We start from the raw sequence: 18,679 nt of genomic DNA, 5'->3' as shown, positions 1-18,679 counted from the left end.
AGCACATGGAAGAGAAAAAACGCATTGCCGTTATTGGAAGCACAGGAAGTATTGGCACCCAAGCATTAGAAGTAATTAAAGAACATCCCGATCTTTTTGAAGCAGAAGTTCTGGTTGCCAATTCAAACTCGGAATTACTAATTAAACAAGCATTGGAATTTAATCCAAATGCCGTTGTAATTGCCGATGAATCAAAATACGCAGAAGTAAAAGCCGCGTTAGTTCCGCACGACATCAAAGTTTTTGCAGGAGCGAAGGCCGTTGAACAAATTGTAGAGATGGACACGATTGATCTTGTGCTGGCAAGTATTGTGGGTTACGCAGGTTTGGCAAGTACAATCAATGCCATTAAGCATAAAAAAAATATTGCACTTGCTAATAAAGAGACCATGGTTGTTGCTGGAGAACTGGTAACAAAACTTGCACTTGAGAATGCGGTGAATATTTATCCGGTAGACAGTGAGCACTCGGCCATCTTCCAATGTCTTGCCGGTGAGTGGGAAAATAAAGTAGAGAAAATCTATTTAACGGCCAGTGGGGGGCCATTTAGAGGTAAAGACAAAAACTTTTTATCGTCTGTAAAAAAAGAGCAGGCCTTAAAACATCCCAACTGGGTAATGGGTGCAAAAATCACCATTGACTCTGCAAGCCTTATGAACAAGGGTCTGGAAGTTATTGAAGCAAAGTGGCTTTTTAATTTAAAGCCAGAACAAATAGATGTTATTGTTCATCCTCAAAGCATCGTGCACAGTTTGGTTCAGTTTGAAGATGGAAGTTTAAAAGCACAAATGGGTTTGCCTGATATGAAGCTCCCTATACAATACGCTATGACTTATCCTCAGAGGATAAAAAATAATTTTCCACGGTTCAACTTTTTAAACTATCCCACACTTACATTTGAAAAAGCAGATATGAGCGTGTTTCCTAATCTTGGACTGGCGTATGAAGCTATGAAAAAAGGAGGAAATGTACCTTGCGCTTTGAATGCAGCGAACGAAATTGCGGTACAGGCCTTTCTTGAAGACAAGATAGGATTTTTACAAATGAGTGATATCATAGAGAAAGTTCTCGAAAAAACAGCCTTTATAAAGTCACCTGATTACGCTGCATTTATTGCCACCGACAAGGAAACCAGGGAAATAGCGGTACACTATTGCAAATCATAATATTCTTTAAAAGCCAACAAAATCTTATTAAATCAGTCAAAAAACATTAATTTTACGCTGCTTGTAGAGAATTGTAAGCTACAACACTAACACACAACTAAGTCTCACTATGTTCATAAAAATAGCCCAGCTTTTTCTAAGTCTAACCATTTTAGTAACGCTTCACGAATTCGGACACTTTTGGTTCGCTAAACGTTTTAAATGCCGCGTTGATAAATTTTACTTATTTTTTGATTTCTTATTTCCTTTCGCTTCGGTAATGAATTTTGCGATCTGGAAAAAGAAAATCGGTGATACGGAATATGGTTTGGGCTGGTTTCCATTTGGCGGATATGTTCAGATTGCCGGTATGGTTGATGAGCAAATGGATAAAACTTTAATTGATGCGCCGCCACAACCCTGGGAATTACGCAGCAAGCCGGCGTGGCAACGTCTTCTTGTAATGATGGGTGGAATTCTTGTAAATCTTATTTTGGGGGTATTCATTTTCTGGATGGCTTTACTGGCTTACGGAAAAGAAACTCTACCTATTACAAACATAACTCATGGATTAATGGTGGATAGCTCTGCTTATAACCTGGGATTAAGAAATGGCGATTTTATTACTTCACTGGATGGCAGGCCTGTACGCTCGATAAATCGTATTCCTGTAGAATTAATTATGAATGGCGTAAGCAGCATCGAAGGTGTGCACGCAAACGGTGAAAAATTTTCTGTCCCGGTAAATAACGACGATAGAGGAAAAATTTTGAAACGGATGAAGAAGTCTAACTTTGTTCAGCCTCGTTTTGCAGCTAAGATAGACTCTGTTGATGCAACAAGTTTTGCCGCCAACGCGGATATAAAAAAAGGAGATCGCATTCTTGCAGTGAACGGTCAAAAAATAATCTATTATGACGAATACAGAAGCATGATGGACGCTAATAGAAATAAAAAAGTAGATTTTACTTTATTACGCGGCAAAGATACAGTGACCACTTCCTGCATGATTAGTGATATTGGAACACCTGGATTTTTTCAGACTGCAATAGAAAAGGTAAAAATGGAAGAACAAAGCTTCAACATCGGCCAAGCCTTCGTGCAGGGGTTAAAAGATGGTATGGAACTGATTGTGATGCAGGCGAAACAATTTGTTGTACTATTTACAGTGAAAGACGCGCATCAACAAGTTGGTGGATTTTATACAATGGTTCAACAAATGAATTCTACCTGGGACTGGCAACAATTCTGGATGTTTACAGGGTTTTTATCATTGGCACTGGCCTTTATGAATTTTTTACCAATTCCTATGTTAGACGGCGGTTACATTATGTTCATTTTATGGGAAATGATCACTGGTAAAAAAGTTTCTGATCAGATAATTTATTACGCTAATAACGTTGGTTTATTCATAGTACTCGGTCTTATGATTTACGCAAATACCGACTGGTTACGCAACTAGAAAATCCCGAGAGGATTTAAAAATGAAAATCAATTTTTACATAACTGTTTTTCTATTTTTTTCTATCCTGATAAAGGCTCAGAATACAACTCGCAGTCAAAAAAAACCTGTCGAAAAAGAAACTGCAACCGCCCATAAAGTGATGTTGATTCCTTTTGAACCCAAACTTTATATGGGTGAAGTGGATCGGTTCATACATGCCGAAACAAAACTTTCGTCTAGAGAAATCCGTTACAAATTTCGTGACGGATTAAATGACCAAATGTACAGGGCTTTTAAAGCGGCCAAATACACAGTGGTAGATTTGATGGAAGACACCGTTAAGTACAAAAAAGAACTTGATGGCGTTTATCAATACCTTAGTTACGAGTATCTAAAGGTTCCGGACCAGGCTAATTACAAAGCCCCAAAAAGAGAAAAAGAAGAAAGGAAAATTGAGAAGGGCCAGGTAATTGTAGAAACCAATAGTGACAAGCGTTACATGGAAGCCCGCTTAACAAGTCCCAAAGTTGTGCCTCTGCTATACGGAAAATACAAGACAGATATTTTTATTTTTATAAATCAGTTGGACATTCTTGCCAGCGGATCAAAAGACCCTAATGAAATGGGTGCAGGAAATCCAAACCGAAAAATCGTTGTGCATTACACGGTTTACACGTTCGATGCTAAAGAAATAAATTCAGGAATTGTAGAGGAAGAGTTTGATCCTGCTTTAAACAATCCAAAAAAAATTATTGATAAGCACTTTTCAAAAATCGCAGCTATCCTGGTACAACGTGTAAATAAAGGTCTGGAAGCCGGACCAGCGCGGTAAACGCATTTCCGTTTTCAATAAAGGTTTCTAAACAAATGCTGTATGCTTACAAACTATTTCTACATAGCACTTTTTATTTTTTGCGGAACTTTTAGCAGGTCTCAAAATTTTTCGCATGAAGGTGAGTTAAAGGGGATCAAACGCACGAGTTATTATAAAATTCCTTTGAATCCGGAAGTAAAAACGCACATGACCAGAGATCTGCGCGATGTACGTCTTTTCGACTCCGCAAATCATGAAGTTCCCTATTACTATTTAAGTGAAGGTCCGTTTAAGGAAAAAGAAAATTTTACGCCTTTTAAAATTCTTTCTGAAAAGCATTTTCAAAACTGCACTGAACTGCTTGTAAAAATTGCTGCCGATGAAGAACTGACAAATCTTGCTTTTAAAACCTCGTCGCCGGGTTCTTACACCTATTGTTCTGTAGAAGGGAGCATTGACTCTCTGCAATGGCTAAGTGTTGGCAACTCTCAGGCATTAAACACAATTTATTTAGCCAGTTACGATTCTTTATATCGCTGTGTTTATTTTGCGCCATCTGACTACCGTTTTTACCGCATCAAGCTGGAAGGTCCTGACACAGATTCCTTGAACATAATTTCTTTAGGAAACTTTAAAAACTCTTTATTGGCTGGCGAGACCTTTCCACTTAAATTCAGAAGTATGTTTATGGAAGAGCCTGCAAAGAAACTAACCGTTGTTAGACTTTCTTTTGAAAAAAACCAGCAAATAGACCGGCTAACCTTTAGAATGAAAGACACGAGCGCTTTCGTTCGTCACGTAACAGTTTACACCAATAAAACAGAGCAGCAAAAACACAAAACAATTCACTACAGAGATAACCTTTTCGAATTTGATCTCTCGTCGAACCAATCTTTGATTGTGAATGTACCAGCTATAAATGAAAAAGAAATTTTCCTTGAGATTGAAAATAAAGATCTTGCTCCTCTGCCCATCGAAAGTATCAGCTGTCAGCAGTTTGCAAGCTATTTGGTGTGTTACCTCGACTCTTTAAATAGATATACTTTGAAATGTGGAAATCAAAAACTACGAGCCCCAAACTATGATTCCGATTTTTTCGAATCAACCCTTCCACAACTCCTGCCCGATTTGCTCTTAAATTTAAAAGAGATCGCGCCAGAGCCAATTGTAGTTGTTGCTGAACCACCCTTTTTTGAAACAAAAACTTTTTTGTGCTTGTGTCTTGTTTTGGGTGCAGCAAGTATTATTTTCTTTTCAGTATTCTTATTAAAAGACATGGGGAAGAAAATTCAGTAATAAATTCCCTTCCCCATAGGTGCTTTTAATTTTATGAAATAAGAACTCTATCTGGATCTTTTATTCCACTGTTTGTTTTTCCTGATGCTTTTTATGACAAACCTTACAACAATAAGTAAAACAATTATCCATACCAGCACCAGTAAATAAATCATCCGCTTACTCTTTTAGAAGAATTTTCATCTCTACCCTTCTGTTACGTTGGCGTCCTTTAGGAGTTGCATTATCGTCAATCGGCATTGTTTGTCCAAACCACTCGGTGATTAATTGATCCTCTTTAACACCTTTTTTCGCCAGGTATTTTTTCACAGCCAAGGTACGTTTTTCGGACAGTACCATGTTTTTTTCTGCTATACCTTGATTATCCGTATGTCCAGCTAACTTCAATTTCCAATCAGTAGAATGCGCAATCATTAATTTGGCAAGTTCGTTCAATGCCGGTAAGGATTTTGGTTTAATGATATCTTTTGCTGAAGCAAATTCCAGACTGGCAAAGGCCTTCTCGATAATTTTTTTCTCAGCGGCCTTCATTGGAACCTCCTGTGCTACAGGATCGGATGGTTTTGAAACAGGACAACCTTTAAGTTCAATTACACCAGCCACTAGAGGACAGTCATCATCTTTATCCAACACACCGTCTTTGTCTGTATCCAGATAAGGACAACCTTTATTTTCAACAGGACCTGACTGATCAGGACAATCATCCTTTTTATCAACGAGACCATCATTATCTCTATCAGGACAACCTTTATTTTCTTTTGTTCCGAATACGTCCGGACAGTCATCCAATTTATCTGGTGTGCCATCGGCATCTTTATCAGGACAACCATTAAACTCTGACAAACCAGCTTCGGCAGGACACTCATCTAACCGGTCAATAATTTTATCATTGTCTGTATCAGGGCATCCCTTAAACTCGGCTGTTCCTGCCGAATCAGGACACATGTCTTCCCTGTCTGTAATTCCATCACCATCGCGGTCAGGGCAACCCATAAGTTGAACAAGCCCTGCCTCATCAGGACAACGGTCTTCCGAATCCTGAACGTGGTCGCCATCCTTATCAGGGCAACCTTTAAACTCCCATATACCAGGTACTTTCGGGCATTTATCTTTTCTATCGCTAATACCATCATGGTCACGATCCTTCTTCATACCGTATGGAATTGGAATTTTCAGGAGAAAATAAAAATCGGCACCATAAATTTCTGAAGCAAAATAATTAAGAAGATTGTTAGAACCTACAACCAATGGCCCGAGACGCACCATAGTTCCAACGCCTACGAATTGTCCGTGTTTGGCTGCTAAGGTGTTGTATGAAACCGGAATACCTAACCCAAACCATTTACCTTCTACACGCGGTGCTATGCTAATGTTTGTGTAGTCATAAACTTTGGATTCTTGTTTCTTAAAAAAATTAGTAAAATTTGCCGTCAGATTCACGTAAAAAGGTTTCCATATTCGATAATCCACCTGAGCATTTACAGACATTGGCAAACGCATGGTGAAAGTTCTTTTATCGTTTTTTGCCGGAAATTCCTGTGGATGGGCTTTAATAATGGAATCAAATTCTGTAATGTTATCCGCATTATTAAAAACGCCAATATTAAAGCGCGTTACATCAGCAGTAAAGTCATTAGACAAAGCTCCTTTTTTAAAGCGTATTCCTCCAATATCGTTTATAGCTAAGCTGGCTTTTACTTTGTATTTATTTTTATCACGGCGAAATAATCCAGACTTACCGTCCATCTCGTACTGGTAATCCAAATATTTTGGTCGCCATTCGTATACTGCCCCTAAATCAAAACCAAAACCTGGTGACGAAGTGAATTTGTAGGCGCTTGCAGGGTTATTGCTGGTGAAATCAAGATTATCTGAGTGACCATAGGCTACTTCTGTTTTAAAAAAACTCATGGTATCTTTTGTACTTACCTGGTAGTCGAGATCTCTCACATACACATAAGCCGCTTCGAGGCCCTGAAGAAGTTTGACTGTAACCCCAGCTTTAAGAAAATGCGGACCATCGGGTTTTATAACCCTTGCGTAGGTTAAACCATACTCTGCCCATGACATTTGCTGCATGTCAAGATTTTTATTTTGCAATCTTTTATTTAAAAGGCGTGTTAAGGACAGATCACTATATAAAAGATCTGCGAGATCCTGCGAAATTCCACTCACATTAATGAAATTACGTACACTCCAGTTAAAAGCAATGGCATTTTTTCTGTTTAAAGAAATCATAAAAGAAGGAAGTACAAGTCTATTGGTCATATAAATAGCCTTAGACTTACCATTATTGTTGAGCTTAAAATTATTATCCCTGTTGTTCCAGCTCGTGTCTGAAAAGCCAATGCTACTGCGTTTGATTCCCAAATAGTTATTGTGAATTCCTGTATTTAAACCTAACAGAGCAATATCAACAACAAAACGGTTGTCAACTATATTAGCGGCATTGCTATAAGCCCCGGTAACTCCGGCGTAATTACTGCTTTGAAGTCCTAAAAAATCCTGGGCTTTAACAGTACCAATAAAACAAAGAACTATTAATAGTAGTAGATTTTTTTTCATAATAAAGAAGATTAGGGATGCGAACAAATATAGTTAATTTGTAATTACTTTAAATTCTAATGCGATGAGAGTGCTTGATTTTCGATAAAAGAAGATTATAAGCTGACCAATTTACTCAGCAAATATTAAGCTTTTTGAGATTATTTATTTCGAATGAGTTTAAAACGAAAGTCATCGAGATAAACGGTGTCGTTGCCCCGATTAAAAACAGAAAACTCTCCGTCAGCGGCACAATCATTTGAAAAGGAAAAGAACACTTGCGTCCTGTTCCATCCACTATCGCTTTTTAACTTAACATTATGATTAAGGAATTTATAGGGCGAACAACTTTCGAAACCCGTTGCTTCTATTTCTGCACCCTCACCTTTTCGCCAGAAGAAAATTTCTACAAGATCTTTTTTTTGTGCTTTATTAAATTTGTAAATAAATCTTCTGGAAGAGTCGGGAGCCAGCGCTACAGAATACCTGGCACTTCTAAATTGATTGGAGCTTCTTCCTTTTACATTTATAATTTCGCCGTTCATCTTCAACACCTCCTCTTCTTTAAAAGAATCAGCACTATAAAAAAGTTCAGTAATCTCAGTAAAACTATTTATATACTTTACATAAAGCATACGACAACAATAGATGTTACTGAAAACAACCAAAACCATTACAAATAAAGCAGGATTCAGTTTGATTTTTTGCCAGCTATTATTTAAAAGTAAAAAGATGAGCGGAAATATAGGCACCAGATATCTTCCCTGGAAAGAGCCAATAATAGTGTTTCCTATACTATTCCACGTAAGGTGTTGCGTTAATAATAACAGAGCATATGTTCCAAATGCTGAGAGAAAAAGGACCATCTTTTGAAAATAAGAGAGCGATCGTTTTGTGAATTCTGTGCAAGCTACAAAAATGATCCCCATGTAATAGAGCAGCGATAACCAATTTGGTATCGGACTATCGAGGAAAGTTCCAAACCTGCCTATATAACTGTGCAAATAAAAATCATCCTTAAACAAACTGTTTAGAATGACTTCGAAAAAATGAAAAGGGTGCTGTTTTAAATGTTCTTTTTGCAGGTAATAATTCGCTTTCTCGTGTACAGTTGAGAATTCCCGCATTACTTCATGATACTCATTGTAGGGAATATAATATTTCATGATCTGTGCCGACCATAACTGGGCTACAATACAAGCAATAATAAAAATAATTCCACTGTAAATTAGTTTTCTTCGACGTGTACCGAATTTTTCGGCAGGAATAACAAAGACCAATAACACTAAACTTATGTAAACTATCTTAGTTAGCGCCAGCAGAATTCCGAAAATCAATAGCCAACAAAAATCTTTTAAGGTGAAGGGCTTATCATCGAATGCTCTTTGCAGAATGTGCGCAATCAACAACAGAGTCAGAACATTGGTCATTAGATCGGCGCTAAAACTATTGTTAATATAAATATCTCCAGGCATAAGAATCAGTAAAGCAAAAAGCCATTTATAGATTGGCAGCTTACGGATCACAAAAAACATAGCTATCAGCCACACCACGTATGAGAACATTCTACTGCCATAATACAAAAGGCCTACCGAGGGATTAAATGGTTTAAGTATAAAGATCGCGAATGACTGTGGAAGATACGATACTGGCGAGTAATAGGACGTATTAGGAAAATCTATAAACTTTGTATCGTTAGTTGAAAGTTTAATTTCCAAACCTTCCCTCATTTCTTTTAGTCGCGTTTTATAATCAGGCAGGTAAGTACATGGAACATATAAAAATCTTAATTGATCAAAACTCATTGGAATTTGACCACCTAATCTTTTATCCGTTTTTTCCGGAAAAAACTTTCCTTCAGCGATCTGGTAAGCTCTGCAAAAATGGTTGAACTCGTCGGGTGACTGCAAAGGTGGCCTTACACAGCCATAAAGAATGCCAAAAGTTACCGCTGCAAAAATAAAAAACGAAGCGGGCTTTATAGTAATAAGGGATTTAAACATGAACTGCTTAGTTTTTTGTATGGGTTATTTTTTGAAATTTCAATACTACCCTTTTTCCTGCAAACAGCAAAATGATCGCATCGCTCTGTGAACATTAAAAATTCAGATCACCTTGCGTATGCGTCTTAATCGCTAACTTCCGTGCCAATTAAGGTTTCAATTTTCGTTTCAGCTTAAAAGTAAGATCATCTACGTAAGCTGTTTGGTTAGATTTACTTCGCATAAAAAATCCAACATTCACAGTATCGCACGAAGAATCAATTACGAAAATACCATGCAGATTTATCCATCCGTTTCTATCAGTGTATTGCACGTCGCTGAATTCATTATAAAAATCGCCACACTCTTTTTTTCCTCCCAATACGCACAAAGTAGCGTCACCTTTTTGCCAGGCACTAATATCTATTAGATCTCCGGTGTGGAATCCTTTAAAAACATAAGTGAGAATATAAGGCAGTGCTGGTGAAACTACAGCGGAATAATTGCCGTTTCTTTTTTCAACAGAAGTTTGATTGGAACGGCCTTCGAGATAAACACCAGGAGAAGAGGTTTTATAGTTCCCTGATTCATCAAGCTGTTCAGCCCCGCAGGTAATGACCGTTACATCATCATAAGGGTCAGAGATATACCGTTCGTAAAGTGCCCACACCGAAAAAGCCATCAAACAAAAAACTGAAACTACAACCATGGCAGCGACTTTAAATTTTAATTTCGGGAAAGGATTGCCCAAAGCCATAAATATTAAAGGAAACAAAGGTGCAAAATAACGGCCCTGTAGTAATTCTACACGCCCGCTTCCAACACTATCCCAGGTTAGGTGTTGAGAAAGTAAGAGTAAAACAAAACAGCTGAACGCAGCTATAAAAAGAACAAGCCTTTGACGTCCAGAAAATCTCAATTCATTTTTCTCACTAAAAGCTACAAAAATAATTACACCGTAAGAAAGAACGATAAGCCAAAGTGGAAGGGTGACATCTAAAAAAGCCCCAAAGGCACCAATATAAGTGGCCAAATAGGTTTTATCCGGGTTAGAAACAGTATTACAAATCACTTTCGGAAAATAAGTTGGATGGTTGAGTATGTAAGCTTTTTGTTCGTAATAGTTAGCTTCAGGCACTATTGTTGCGGCGTTGCGGTAAGCAGGGGCATACTCGTCATACAACAGGTAGTTTTTCATTACAACCGACGACCAAAACAAAAAAAATAAAATCGACACACCAAAAACACTGCTTATAGCGACGACACGCTGTTTAACCGACTTAAATTTTTGCCCAGGAATAAGAAAAAGCAAGAAAATCAAAGCTACATATACCAGTTTGGCAAGAGCTAATAAACCGGCTATAACCACCAGCCAGATAAGGATCTGATCGGTGATCTTATCTTTACCAAAAACAGATTTAATAACAAGCGCAATAAATAAAAAAGACAAAATATTGGTCACATTGTCGGCGCTGAAAGAGTTCATAATAAACAGGTTCATGGGAAGCAGGGCCAAAAGAGTAAAGAGCCACTTATAAACCGGCATAATTTTAATGACAAAAGCCATAGCAAATAGGCATACCAGAAACATAAAAATCCGGCCCGCATAATACAATGTGGCGGTTGAGACACTAGATTGTTTAAATACAAAAAGGATTAAAGCCTGCGGCAAATAAGATACAGGACAATAATAGGAGGTATTGGGAAAATCGCGGAAGGCGCTTTGATTAGACACCGCATTTGGAAAAGAATCTGAGTGACCATTTCTGGCCGGCCTTAATTCAGGTACTCTGCTTGCCATTTTAAAAGGCGCCACAAAATCAGAAACATCATAAGGAATATCGCCTCCCAATCTAGAGTGCTTTTGTTGCGGCAAAAAATACCCCTCCGAAATCTGGTAAGCGCGGTAAAAATGATTGAATTCATCGGGCGACTGCAAAGGCGGCGTTACCCAATTAAACAAAATTTCACATAAAACGGCGGCAAAAACAAAAAAGCAGTGAGGTTTTATTTTATGAAAAAAATCAGGCATGTAGCGGTGAATAAAGCTTTACAGCGACCTCCGGTCAATTTACTGTTTCAGCAATTCAATACTAGGATTTTTTAGCTAAACAGCCAAAAGAATTGGGCAATTTCCTATCTTTACACTCCTAAAATTACTATGTTAGAAAAGCTAGAAGAAATAAAACGCCGTTACGAAGATGTTGAGCTGAAGCTTGCAGATCCAAAGGTGATCAGCGATATGAAATTATTTAAGAAATTAAATATTGAATATAAAGAACTGGGTGAAATTGTAACGCACATTAACGAATACAAAAAAGTTCTTTCCAATATGGAAAGTGCTAAAGAAGTACTTGCTACCGAGAAGGACAAAGACTTTTTAGATATGGCGAAAGCTGAACTGGAAGAGAATCGTGAAAGAGAAGAAAAACTGACCGAAGAAATTCGTTTACTCCTCATACCAAAAGATCCGGAAGACATTAAAAATTGTGTGATGGAACTTCGTGGTGGAACCGGTGGTGACGAAGCTGCCATATTTGCTGGAAATCTTTTTGAAATGTATTCACGCTTTTGCGAGAAAAAAGGATATCAGCTGGAAGTCGTGGACTCTAGTCCCGGCACTATGGGAGGCTTTAAGGAAATTGTTTTTAATGTAAAAGGAAGCGGTGCATACGGAACCATGAAATTTGAAAGTGGTGTTCACCGTGTACAACGTGTTCCTGCAACCGAAGCACAGGGACGCGTGCATACCTCAGCGGCCTCTCTTGTTGTGCTGCCCGAAGCCGAAGAACTGGATGTAGATGTAAAGGATTCTGATATCGACATGGCAACTGCGCGAAGTGGCGGGGCCGGCGGGCAAAATGTAAATAAGGTAGAAAGTAAGGTTATTCTTACACATAAGCCCACAGGCATCGTTGTTACTTGTCAAACAGAACGTAATCAACTCGGTAACCGTGAAAAAGCGATGCAAATGTTACGTTCGAAAATTTACGACATCGAATATCAGAAACGTCTGGAAGAAACTACCAAGCGTAGAAAAACCATGGTGAGTACCGGAGACAGAAGTGCAAAGATCAGAACGTATAACTATCCCCAAAACCGCATAACCGATCACCGTATCAATGTAACGCTTTACGACCTCACTGGTTTTATGAGTGGTGACATACAAGAGATGATTGACAAACTTCAATTCGCGGAAAATGCCGAACGTATGAAAGAAGGGGGATTGGAGAATTAAAAACTAACAGTCAATAGTAAATAGTTAGAAAGAAGTAGTGTACTAACTGTTTAATATTGACTATTGGCTATCGACTATAAACTTTAAACTATAAACTAGTTAATGACATCAGAAGGAGAAGACAGAATCAGGGACGCGTTTGCAAACAAAGACTGGAACGACATCAAAGCACAAAACAGCTGGCAGATTTTTAAAATCATGAGCGAATTTGTAGAAGGCTTTGAAAAAATGAGTCGTATCGGACCTTGTGTTTCTATTTTTGGAAGCGCACGCACCAAACCTGAAAATAAATATTATCAGTTGGCAGAAGAAATAGCTTTTAGATTGGTAAAAGAAGGCTATGGTATTATTACAGGTGGTGGTCCGGGTATTATGGAAGCCGCTAATAAAGGAGCTCGCAGGGGTGAAGGGAAATCGGTAGGTTTAAATATTGTATTGCCTTTTGAACAATCCAATAACGATTACATTGATACCGACAAGTCTATCAACTTTGACTACTTCTTTGTACGCAAAACAATCTTTCTTAAGTACTCGCAAGGATTTATTGGTATGCCCGGGGGATTTGGAACCATGGATGAATTATTTGAATCTTTGACCCTCGTTCAGACCAATAAAATTGCACAGTTTCCGGTTGTATTAGTGGGCAGCGATTATTGGAAAGGAATGATTGAATGGATGAAAAACACCATGCTCGATCAGGAGCATAATATTAACGCGATAGATCTTGATCTTTTTAAAATCGTGGATACAGCCGAAGATGCGGCAAAACACATTGTTGATTTTTACAGCAAATATCTACTCAAACCAAATTTCTAGTGAGCTGGCTTTTTAAAATATTCGTACTGCCTCTACTCTACTTTATTTCCGTTTTACCGTTCTGGCTGCACCATATTTTCAGCTGGAAACTTTATGTACTAGTATATTATGTTGTAGGTTACCGCAAAAAAGTAGTTCTCCAAAATCTGAAAAATTCTTTTCCTGAAAAATCGGACGCAGAAATAAAAAAAATCAGTAAACAGTTTTACAAACATTTCTGTGACGTTATTTTTGAGATCTTAAAACTTATGACGATCTCAGACGCCGAGTTTAAAAAACGTTTCGCCTTTACAGCGAACGGTATTGCAATAATTGAAAATTATGAAGCCAGGAAACAAAGCATCATAGGAGTGATGGGACATTGCGGAAACTGGGAATGGGGCGCCATCGCTCATCAATTTTATTTCGACCAGCTTATTACCGGCGTTTACCATCCTTTAAGCAGCAAAAGCTTTGACGCTTTTATGTTGAAACTACGTGGACGAAAAGGTGGAAACATTGTAGCTATGAAAAATCTTTACCGCGAACTACTTGGTCTTAAACAAAAAAATATTCCCACAACGGTTGGGTTAATCGCCGATCAAACGCCGCCGCCCGAAAGCGCCTACTGGACCACCTTTTTAAACCAGGACACTCCTGTTTTTAATGGCCCAGAAAAACTTGCGAAAAAATTTAATTACCCGATGATTTATGTTCCGGTAAAGAAATTAAGAAGAGGCTATTACGAAATGGATGCTATAATTATCACAGAAACTCCAAATGAACTTCCGGATGGGGCTATCTCTGAACTTCATGCAAAAGCTCTCGAAAAAAATATTATAGAACAGCCCTACACCTGGTTATGGACACATAAAAGGTGGAAACACAAAAGACCTACTAACTAAGTTCGGGTAATCTTTTGTTTAATTTCGTATGACTATAAATCCATGATAATTTTTCTTTGCACCTTCTTCGATCAGAAGTGTGTAATAATAAGTTCTTTCAGGTAGTAGTCCATTTTCGAATTTCAGTGTAGAAACATTTGCCTTACCGTTCCAACTGTTATCGTAATTTTTATTGCGATATACTACATTTCCCCAACGATTATAGATGGTAAGGTCCGCTACCCGGAGGGCGGCAAAGTTGCTTCGATTTAATTATAAACTGCAGTACATCTCTAGCTGAGAAGCTCTTCTCAAATATAAATTATCAACCGCATTTATTTCATCAAGGTATCCATCAAGAGTATATTGAATGGTTTGCTCAAAATTTAATTTAGGTTTCCAGTCAAGAAAATTGACTGCCTTGGTAATATCTAACTTTAATAAACCAGCCTCATGCTTCTTCCCCTTCATTTCCGGAGCGTCTATTTTTACCGAAGGAATAATTTTTTTAACTTCGGCTACAACATCTCCAACACTATAGTTTTCAAAAGCCGAAGGACCGAAATTCCAGCCCCCGCTAAATTTCTTGCCCTCGTTAAATAATTTCTGAGCAAGTTTTAAATAGCCGTAAATGGGTTCAAGAACAAACTGCCAGGGTCTTACTGAATCCAGATTTCTTATAATAACTGTTTGGTTTGACTGATAAGCCCTTATAATATCCGGAATAATTCTGTTTTCAGCCCAATCGCCACCACCAATAACATTCCCCGCTCTTCCCGAAGCTACCTGAGCGCTGCCTTCTGTTGTAAAAAAAGATTTTATGTAAGAATTGGTTATTAATTCGGAACACCCTTTTGAGGCGCTATATGGATCATCCCCTCCCATGGGATCATTTTCTCTGTAACCCCATATCCATTCATTGTTCTGATAACATTTATCTGTGGTAACATTTATAGCCACTTTTACAGAATCACATGCTCTTACAGCTTCAAAAAAGTTAACTGTACCCATTAAATTTGTTTCAAAATTATAATGGGGGTTATGATAAGATTCAATAACAAGCGGTTGCGCGGCCAGGTGAAACGCTATGTCAGGCTTCACCTCAGCAAAATATTTTTTCAACTTTGTAAGATCTCGGATATCCCCGTCTTGGTGATGAATTTTATTTTCAAGGCCTGTTGATACAAAATTATCTTTGGCAGTTAAGGGAGGTAAGGCATACCCATATACTTCAGCCCCCAATTCTTTAAGCCAGATACACATCCACGAGCCTTTAAAGCCGGTGTCACCAGTTACCAGAATTTTCTTACCCTTGTAAATGCCGGAAAACAGATCTGTCATAATTTGAACGCGATTACTTATTTATGAAATTCTTACCAGATTTTCCACTCTGCTTTATTTGTATCCCAGTATTTGTTCAAATCCTGTTTATCTTTCAGCGAGTCCATAGGTTTCCAAAACCCAAAATGTTTAAATGCGGCAATCTCTTTATCCTTAGCAATATTTTCTAAAGGTTCCCTCTCCCAAATCGTGTCATCTCCCTTTATATATTTAAAAATAGCCGGTTCGCAAACAAAAAATCCGCCATTAATCCAACCACTCTCTCCTTTTGGTTTCTCCATGAATGATTTTACCTCATTATCGGCATTAATATCCAAAACACCAAAACGGCTCTCTGGCTGCACAGCAGTAACCGTTACCGCCTTTTTGCTTTTTTTATGAAATTCAACAAGTTCAGGGATATTGATATTACTTACACCATCACCATAAGTGAGCATGAAGGTTGAATCATTCACATAGTCTTTAATGCGTTTAATACGGCCCCCTGTCATAGACTCTTTACCTGTATCCACCAAAGTAATTTTCCAGTTCTCCGCTTCCGAATTATGGACTTCTACTTTATTATTTGCTAAATCAATAGTTACATTAGAACTATGAAGGAAAAAATTCGAAAAGAATTCTTTTATAACATGACCCTTGTAACCAAGGCAAATCACAAACTCATTATAACCATAATGTGAATATATTTTCATGATATGCCATAAAATTGGTTTACCGCCAATCTCTACCATTGGCTTTGGTTTAATGTCTGTTTCTTCCGAGAGTCTTGTTCCAAGTCCGCCCGCTAGTATTACAACTTTCATAAAATTTTAAAAAGCGAATATAAGAATTTAAACCAAAAATCTTTCAAGGAATGGTGGGTTATCAAAAAAAGTGGTTGGGTAAATCGAAAAAGCATTACATTTAACAAAAAAATCCCATGAGAATAACTATTTTTTTCCTCACTTTAAACTTACTCGTTAAATCACAAATTCCTTCTTCAGGATTGGTTGGAGCATGGCCTTTTTCTGGAAATGCTAATGATATTTCTTTAAATTTAAATCATGGAACGGTTTCAGGTGCAACTCTCACAAACGACAGGTGTGGAAATCCAAATAGCGCCTACCATTTTAACGGGACAAGTGATTATATTTCCATGTTAAGCGCCGGGCCAACCGGCAGTGCATCCCGTTCTTTGTCTTTCTGGGCAAAAACTACAAATACAAACCTGATGTGTTTATTTGCCTATGGTAATGGAACTGCTGGTGAAGCAATTGGCTTTCAATACAATTATAATTGCACCGGAGTTGGAATAGACGTTAATAATCAGGCTCTGACTAGGGGCAATTCATGTATCATTGATGGGCAATGGCATCATATTGTGGCGGTGTTAAACTCCTCAATAGGAATTCAACTCAGCTCTGTTGATTTTTATGTAGATGCTATATTATTATCCAGTATTACTTGTGTTATAACCGGCTCTACCCAGACCATCAACACAGGCTCTATGTTTCCTATATCGATTGGTAAAATACATGATGCCCAGACAAGATTTTTTTCGGGGGATCTGGATGACTTTTACCTTTACGACAGAGCCTTAAGCCTTGCTGATATTCAGCAGCTATACAACGCATGCTCAGCACCCATTTTCGGAAACACTGCGCCCTGCCAATCTGCCCAGTCTGTTTATAGCGTAACGCCTATGGGCACCGGATCGTATACCTGGAGTTTGCCATCTGGCTGGACAGGAAGTTCAAGTACAAACACACTATTGGCTACAAGTGGTATAAACTCAGGAGTAATAAGCGTATCGGTAAGTGGTAGCTGCGGTGCTCGATCATCATCGTCACTGGCAGTAAATGTGAGTTCGATTCAGGTTTCATTATCTGGTAATAGCAATACAATTTGCACTGGACAAACGGTTTCATTAACAGTATCAGGAGCCTCCACGTATACATGGATGCCCGGTTCACAAACGGGAAGTTTATTGACTGTAACTCCCAGCGTATCTACAATTTACATAATCAACGCCCAACATTCATCTGGCTGCGCTTTAAACTCTACAGTTAACATTAGCGTGTCAAAGTGCACCGACATAAAGGATTTAGAAAAAAATAATAGTTCCGCAATTTTCCCGAATCCTGGAAATGGTTATTACAAAACAAACCTTAAAGGTTCCTATTCTGTGCAGGTAAAAAGTACTGACGGAAAATTAGTTTTCGAAAAGAAATTTTTTAATGAAAATATTGAAATAGATATCGCGTCTTATCCTAGCGGGGTTTATTTCGCGAGATTATCTTCTGAGAATGGAACGGAGAATATTAAGTTAATAAAGAATAGGTAAATAAAATTTACCTATTTTATCTTATTCAATTTTTCGACCGAACCCCATGTATGCATAGGTTCATAGTCCGGATAAGGATAAAATCCTAAGTTCAATTCAATGCTTGAATTGTGTTTTTTGATATAATCCTGGATAATATCTATCAACACCACTGGTTTGCCGCTGCAACAGTTAATAATACCATTTACCTCTTTTTGAATAGAGGCACGAACAATAATATCCGCAATTTCTTCTGAAGTAAGGAAGTCGCGTGTTTGTTGGCCGCCTGACATATTAAATGTTTTGTCTTCTCTATTTACGGCTTCGGCTAATAAAGTATAAAGATTTTTTCTGCCCTTTACTTCACCAAACACATAAAACACACGCATCCATTTTAATACAAAATCAAAATTTGCTTGTTCTTCCTGCAGGAACTCCCGCAGTAAATTTTTGGCTATGGAATATTCTACCGTGGGCTCCGAAGGCATATCTTCTGATAATTCTCCCTCGGTAATTCCATACTCGTAAACGCTTCCAATCACAGTAATATCTTTTAATCCATTTTGTAAAAGATTTTTCAGAAAGTCTTTATGCTGCCCAAGGATCACCTGTGTGTGCATGGGGTTTTTATATTCGGCAGCTCCCAACTTATCCCAGGCGCAATGAATGAGTGCGTCTGGTTTTTCAAAATATGCGTAAAGATCTTCTCTTGGATTGTTCTCAATGCTGTAAGCCTTAAATATCACCTTATTAAAAAAGTCACTTTTTTCAGCCTTCGCTTGATCTCTGGATGTTGCAACAACTTCGATTCCACGACTCAATAGATTATTTACAATCAGTGTTCCTAAACCTCCTGTCGCGCCCGTCACTAGAACTTTCATAAATCAAATACGT

General features: G+C 38.0%; 15 protein-coding genes. 8 read left to right on the top strand and 7 right to left on the bottom strand.

Features of this window, described 5'->3' with window-relative positions; genetic code table 11:
• Nucleotides 1-5: 5 nt before the first annotated feature.
• From CNR22_20040 to CNR22_20025, 4 genes are all read left to right on the top strand, one after another.
• On the top strand, nt 6-1,166 hold the full coding sequence (locus CNR22_20040; protein PBQ33970.1) for a 1-deoxy-D-xylulose-5-phosphate reductoisomerase: 1,161 nt from the start codon (nt 6-8) through the stop codon (nt 1,164-1,166).
• Between the two features lie 109 nt (nt 1,167-1,275).
• Nucleotides 1,276-2,607, top strand: a complete 1,332-nt coding sequence (gene rseP / locus CNR22_20035; GenBank protein PBQ33969.1) for an RIP metalloprotease RseP — start codon at nt 1,276-1,278, stop codon at nt 2,605-2,607.
• Nucleotides 2,608-2,629: 22 nt separating this feature from the next.
• Complete coding sequence (locus CNR22_20030; protein ID PBQ33968.1) at nt 2,630-3,421, top strand: hypothetical protein; 792 nt, start codon at nt 2,630-2,632, stop codon at nt 3,419-3,421.
• A 42-nt stretch (nt 3,422-3,463) separates the two neighbouring features.
• A complete protein-coding gene (locus CNR22_20025) occupies nt 3,464-4,699 on the top strand; it encodes a hypothetical protein (protein PBQ33967.1) in 1,236 nt (411 codons plus the stop codon).
• 159 nt (nt 4,700-4,858) lie between these two features.
• Here the strand turns inward: CNR22_20025 and CNR22_20020 are convergent, their stop codons facing one another.
• The 3 genes from CNR22_20020 to CNR22_20010 all read right to left on the bottom strand — a co-directional run bounded on the left by CNR22_20020 (nt 4,859) and on the right by CNR22_20010 (nt 11,257).
• On the bottom strand, nt 4,859-7,264 hold the full coding sequence (locus tag CNR22_20020; GenBank protein PBQ33966.1) for a hypothetical protein: 2,406 nt from the start codon (nt 7,262-7,264) through the stop codon (nt 4,859-4,861).
• A gap of 140 nt (nt 7,265-7,404) precedes the next feature.
• Nucleotides 7,405-9,246 (bottom strand): hypothetical protein, encoded by a 1,842-nt coding sequence (locus CNR22_20015; GenBank protein ID PBQ33965.1) that lies wholly within the window; start codon nt 9,244-9,246, stop codon nt 7,405-7,407.
• Nucleotides 9,247-9,394: 148 nt separating this feature from the next.
• On the bottom strand, nt 9,395-11,257 hold the full coding sequence (locus CNR22_20010) for a hypothetical protein (protein ID PBQ33964.1): 1,863 nt from the start codon (nt 11,255-11,257) through the stop codon (nt 9,395-9,397).
• Nucleotides 11,258-11,386: 129 nt separating this feature from the next.
• Between CNR22_20010 and CNR22_20005 the strand changes: the two genes are divergently transcribed.
• The 3 genes from CNR22_20005 to CNR22_19995 all read left to right on the top strand — a co-directional run bounded on the left by CNR22_20005 (nt 11,387) and on the right by CNR22_19995 (nt 14,163).
• Entirely contained in the window at nt 11,387-12,463 is a 1,077-nt protein-coding gene (locus CNR22_20005) for a peptide chain release factor 1 (GenBank protein ID PBQ33963.1), read from the top strand.
• A 102-nt stretch (nt 12,464-12,565) separates the two neighbouring features.
• A complete protein-coding gene (locus CNR22_20000; GenBank protein PBQ33962.1) occupies nt 12,566-13,279 on the top strand; it encodes a TIGR00730 family Rossman fold protein in 714 nt (237 codons plus the stop codon).
• Nucleotides 13,255-14,163, top strand: coding sequence for a lipid A biosynthesis acyltransferase (locus tag CNR22_19995; protein ID PBQ33961.1), 909 nt, complete (start codon nt 13,255-13,257; stop codon nt 14,161-14,163). Before CNR22_20000 ends, CNR22_19995 begins: the two co-directional genes overlap by 25 nt.
• 18 nt (nt 14,164-14,181) lie before the next feature.
• Here the strand turns inward: CNR22_19995 and CNR22_19990 are convergent, their stop codons facing one another.
• The 3 genes from CNR22_19990 to rfbF are packed head-to-tail and all read right to left on the bottom strand — an operon-like array spanning nt 14,182 to nt 16,286.
• Nucleotides 14,182-14,370 (bottom strand): hypothetical protein, encoded by a 189-nt coding sequence (locus CNR22_19990; protein PBQ34960.1) that lies wholly within the window; start codon nt 14,368-14,370, stop codon nt 14,182-14,184.
• 45 nt (nt 14,371-14,415) lie between these two features.
• Nucleotides 14,416-15,483 (bottom strand): CDP-glucose 4,6-dehydratase, encoded by a 1,068-nt coding sequence (gene rfbG, locus CNR22_19985; protein ID PBQ33960.1) that lies wholly within the window; start codon nt 15,481-15,483, stop codon nt 14,416-14,418.
• A gap of 32 nt (nt 15,484-15,515) precedes the next feature.
• On the bottom strand, nt 15,516-16,286 hold the full coding sequence (rfbF, locus tag CNR22_19980; GenBank protein PBQ33959.1) for a glucose-1-phosphate cytidylyltransferase: 771 nt from the start codon (nt 16,284-16,286) through the stop codon (nt 15,516-15,518).
• 116 nt (nt 16,287-16,402) lie between these two features.
• On the opposite strand from rfbF, the gene CNR22_19975 reads away from it, so the two are divergent.
• Nucleotides 16,403-17,806: a hypothetical protein gene (locus tag CNR22_19975; GenBank protein PBQ33958.1), complete on the top strand. Its 1,404-nt coding sequence runs from the start codon at nt 16,403-16,405 to the stop codon at nt 17,804-17,806.
• 11 nt (nt 17,807-17,817) lie between these two features.
• Here CNR22_19975 and CNR22_19970 read toward each other — a convergent pair whose 3' ends face one another.
• Nucleotides 17,818-18,666: an epimerase gene (locus CNR22_19970; GenBank protein PBQ33957.1), complete on the bottom strand. Its 849-nt coding sequence runs from the start codon at nt 18,664-18,666 to the stop codon at nt 17,818-17,820.
• Nucleotides 18,667-18,679: the final 13 nt, after the last annotated feature.

It is taken from the genome of Sphingobacteriaceae bacterium (genome assembly GCA_002319075.1).
In the GTDB taxonomy this organism is placed as follows: domain Bacteria; phylum Bacteroidota; class Bacteroidia; order B-17B0; family Aurantibacillaceae; genus Aurantibacillus.
The sequence above is the reverse complement of the archived record's forward strand: the minus strand, read 5'-3'. Positions and strand labels throughout refer to the sequence as shown.

Coding starts and splice junctions, on each gene's coding strand:
- rfbF (PBQ33959.1), bottom strand. CDS start 16,286: ATGAAAGTTGTAATACTAGCGGGCGGACTTGGAACAAGACTCTCGGAA.
- CNR22_20015 (PBQ33965.1), bottom strand. CDS start 9,246: ATGTTTAAATCCCTTATTACTATAAAGCCCGCTTCGTTTTTTATTTTT.
- CNR22_19970 (PBQ33957.1), bottom strand. CDS start 18,666: ATGAAAGTTCTAGTGACGGGCGCGACAGGAGGTTTAGGAACACTGATT.
- CNR22_20000 (PBQ33962.1), top strand. CDS start 12,566: ATGACATCAGAAGGAGAAGACAGAATCAGGGACGCGTTTGCAAACAAA.
- CNR22_20025 (PBQ33967.1), top strand. CDS start 3,464: ATGCTTACAAACTATTTCTACATAGCACTTTTTATTTTTTGCGGAACT.
- rfbG (PBQ33960.1), bottom strand. CDS start 15,483: ATGACAGATCTGTTTTCCGGCATTTACAAGGGTAAGAAAATTCTGGTA.
- CNR22_20030 (PBQ33968.1), top strand. CDS start 2,630: ATGAAAATCAATTTTTACATAACTGTTTTTCTATTTTTTTCTATCCTG.
- CNR22_20040 (PBQ33970.1), top strand. CDS start 6: ATGGAAGAGAAAAAACGCATTGCCGTTATTGGAAGCACAGGAAGTATT.
- CNR22_20020 (PBQ33966.1), bottom strand. CDS start 7,264: ATGAAAAAAAATCTACTACTATTAATAGTTCTTTGTTTTATTGGTACT.
- rseP (PBQ33969.1), top strand. CDS start 1,276: ATGTTCATAAAAATAGCCCAGCTTTTTCTAAGTCTAACCATTTTAGTA.
- CNR22_19975 (PBQ33958.1), top strand. CDS start 16,403: ATGAGAATAACTATTTTTTTCCTCACTTTAAACTTACTCGTTAAATCA.
- CNR22_20005 (PBQ33963.1), top strand. CDS start 11,387: ATGTTAGAAAAGCTAGAAGAAATAAAACGCCGTTACGAAGATGTTGAG.
- CNR22_20010 (PBQ33964.1), bottom strand. CDS start 11,257: ATGCCTGATTTTTTTCATAAAATAAAACCTCACTGCTTTTTTGTTTTT.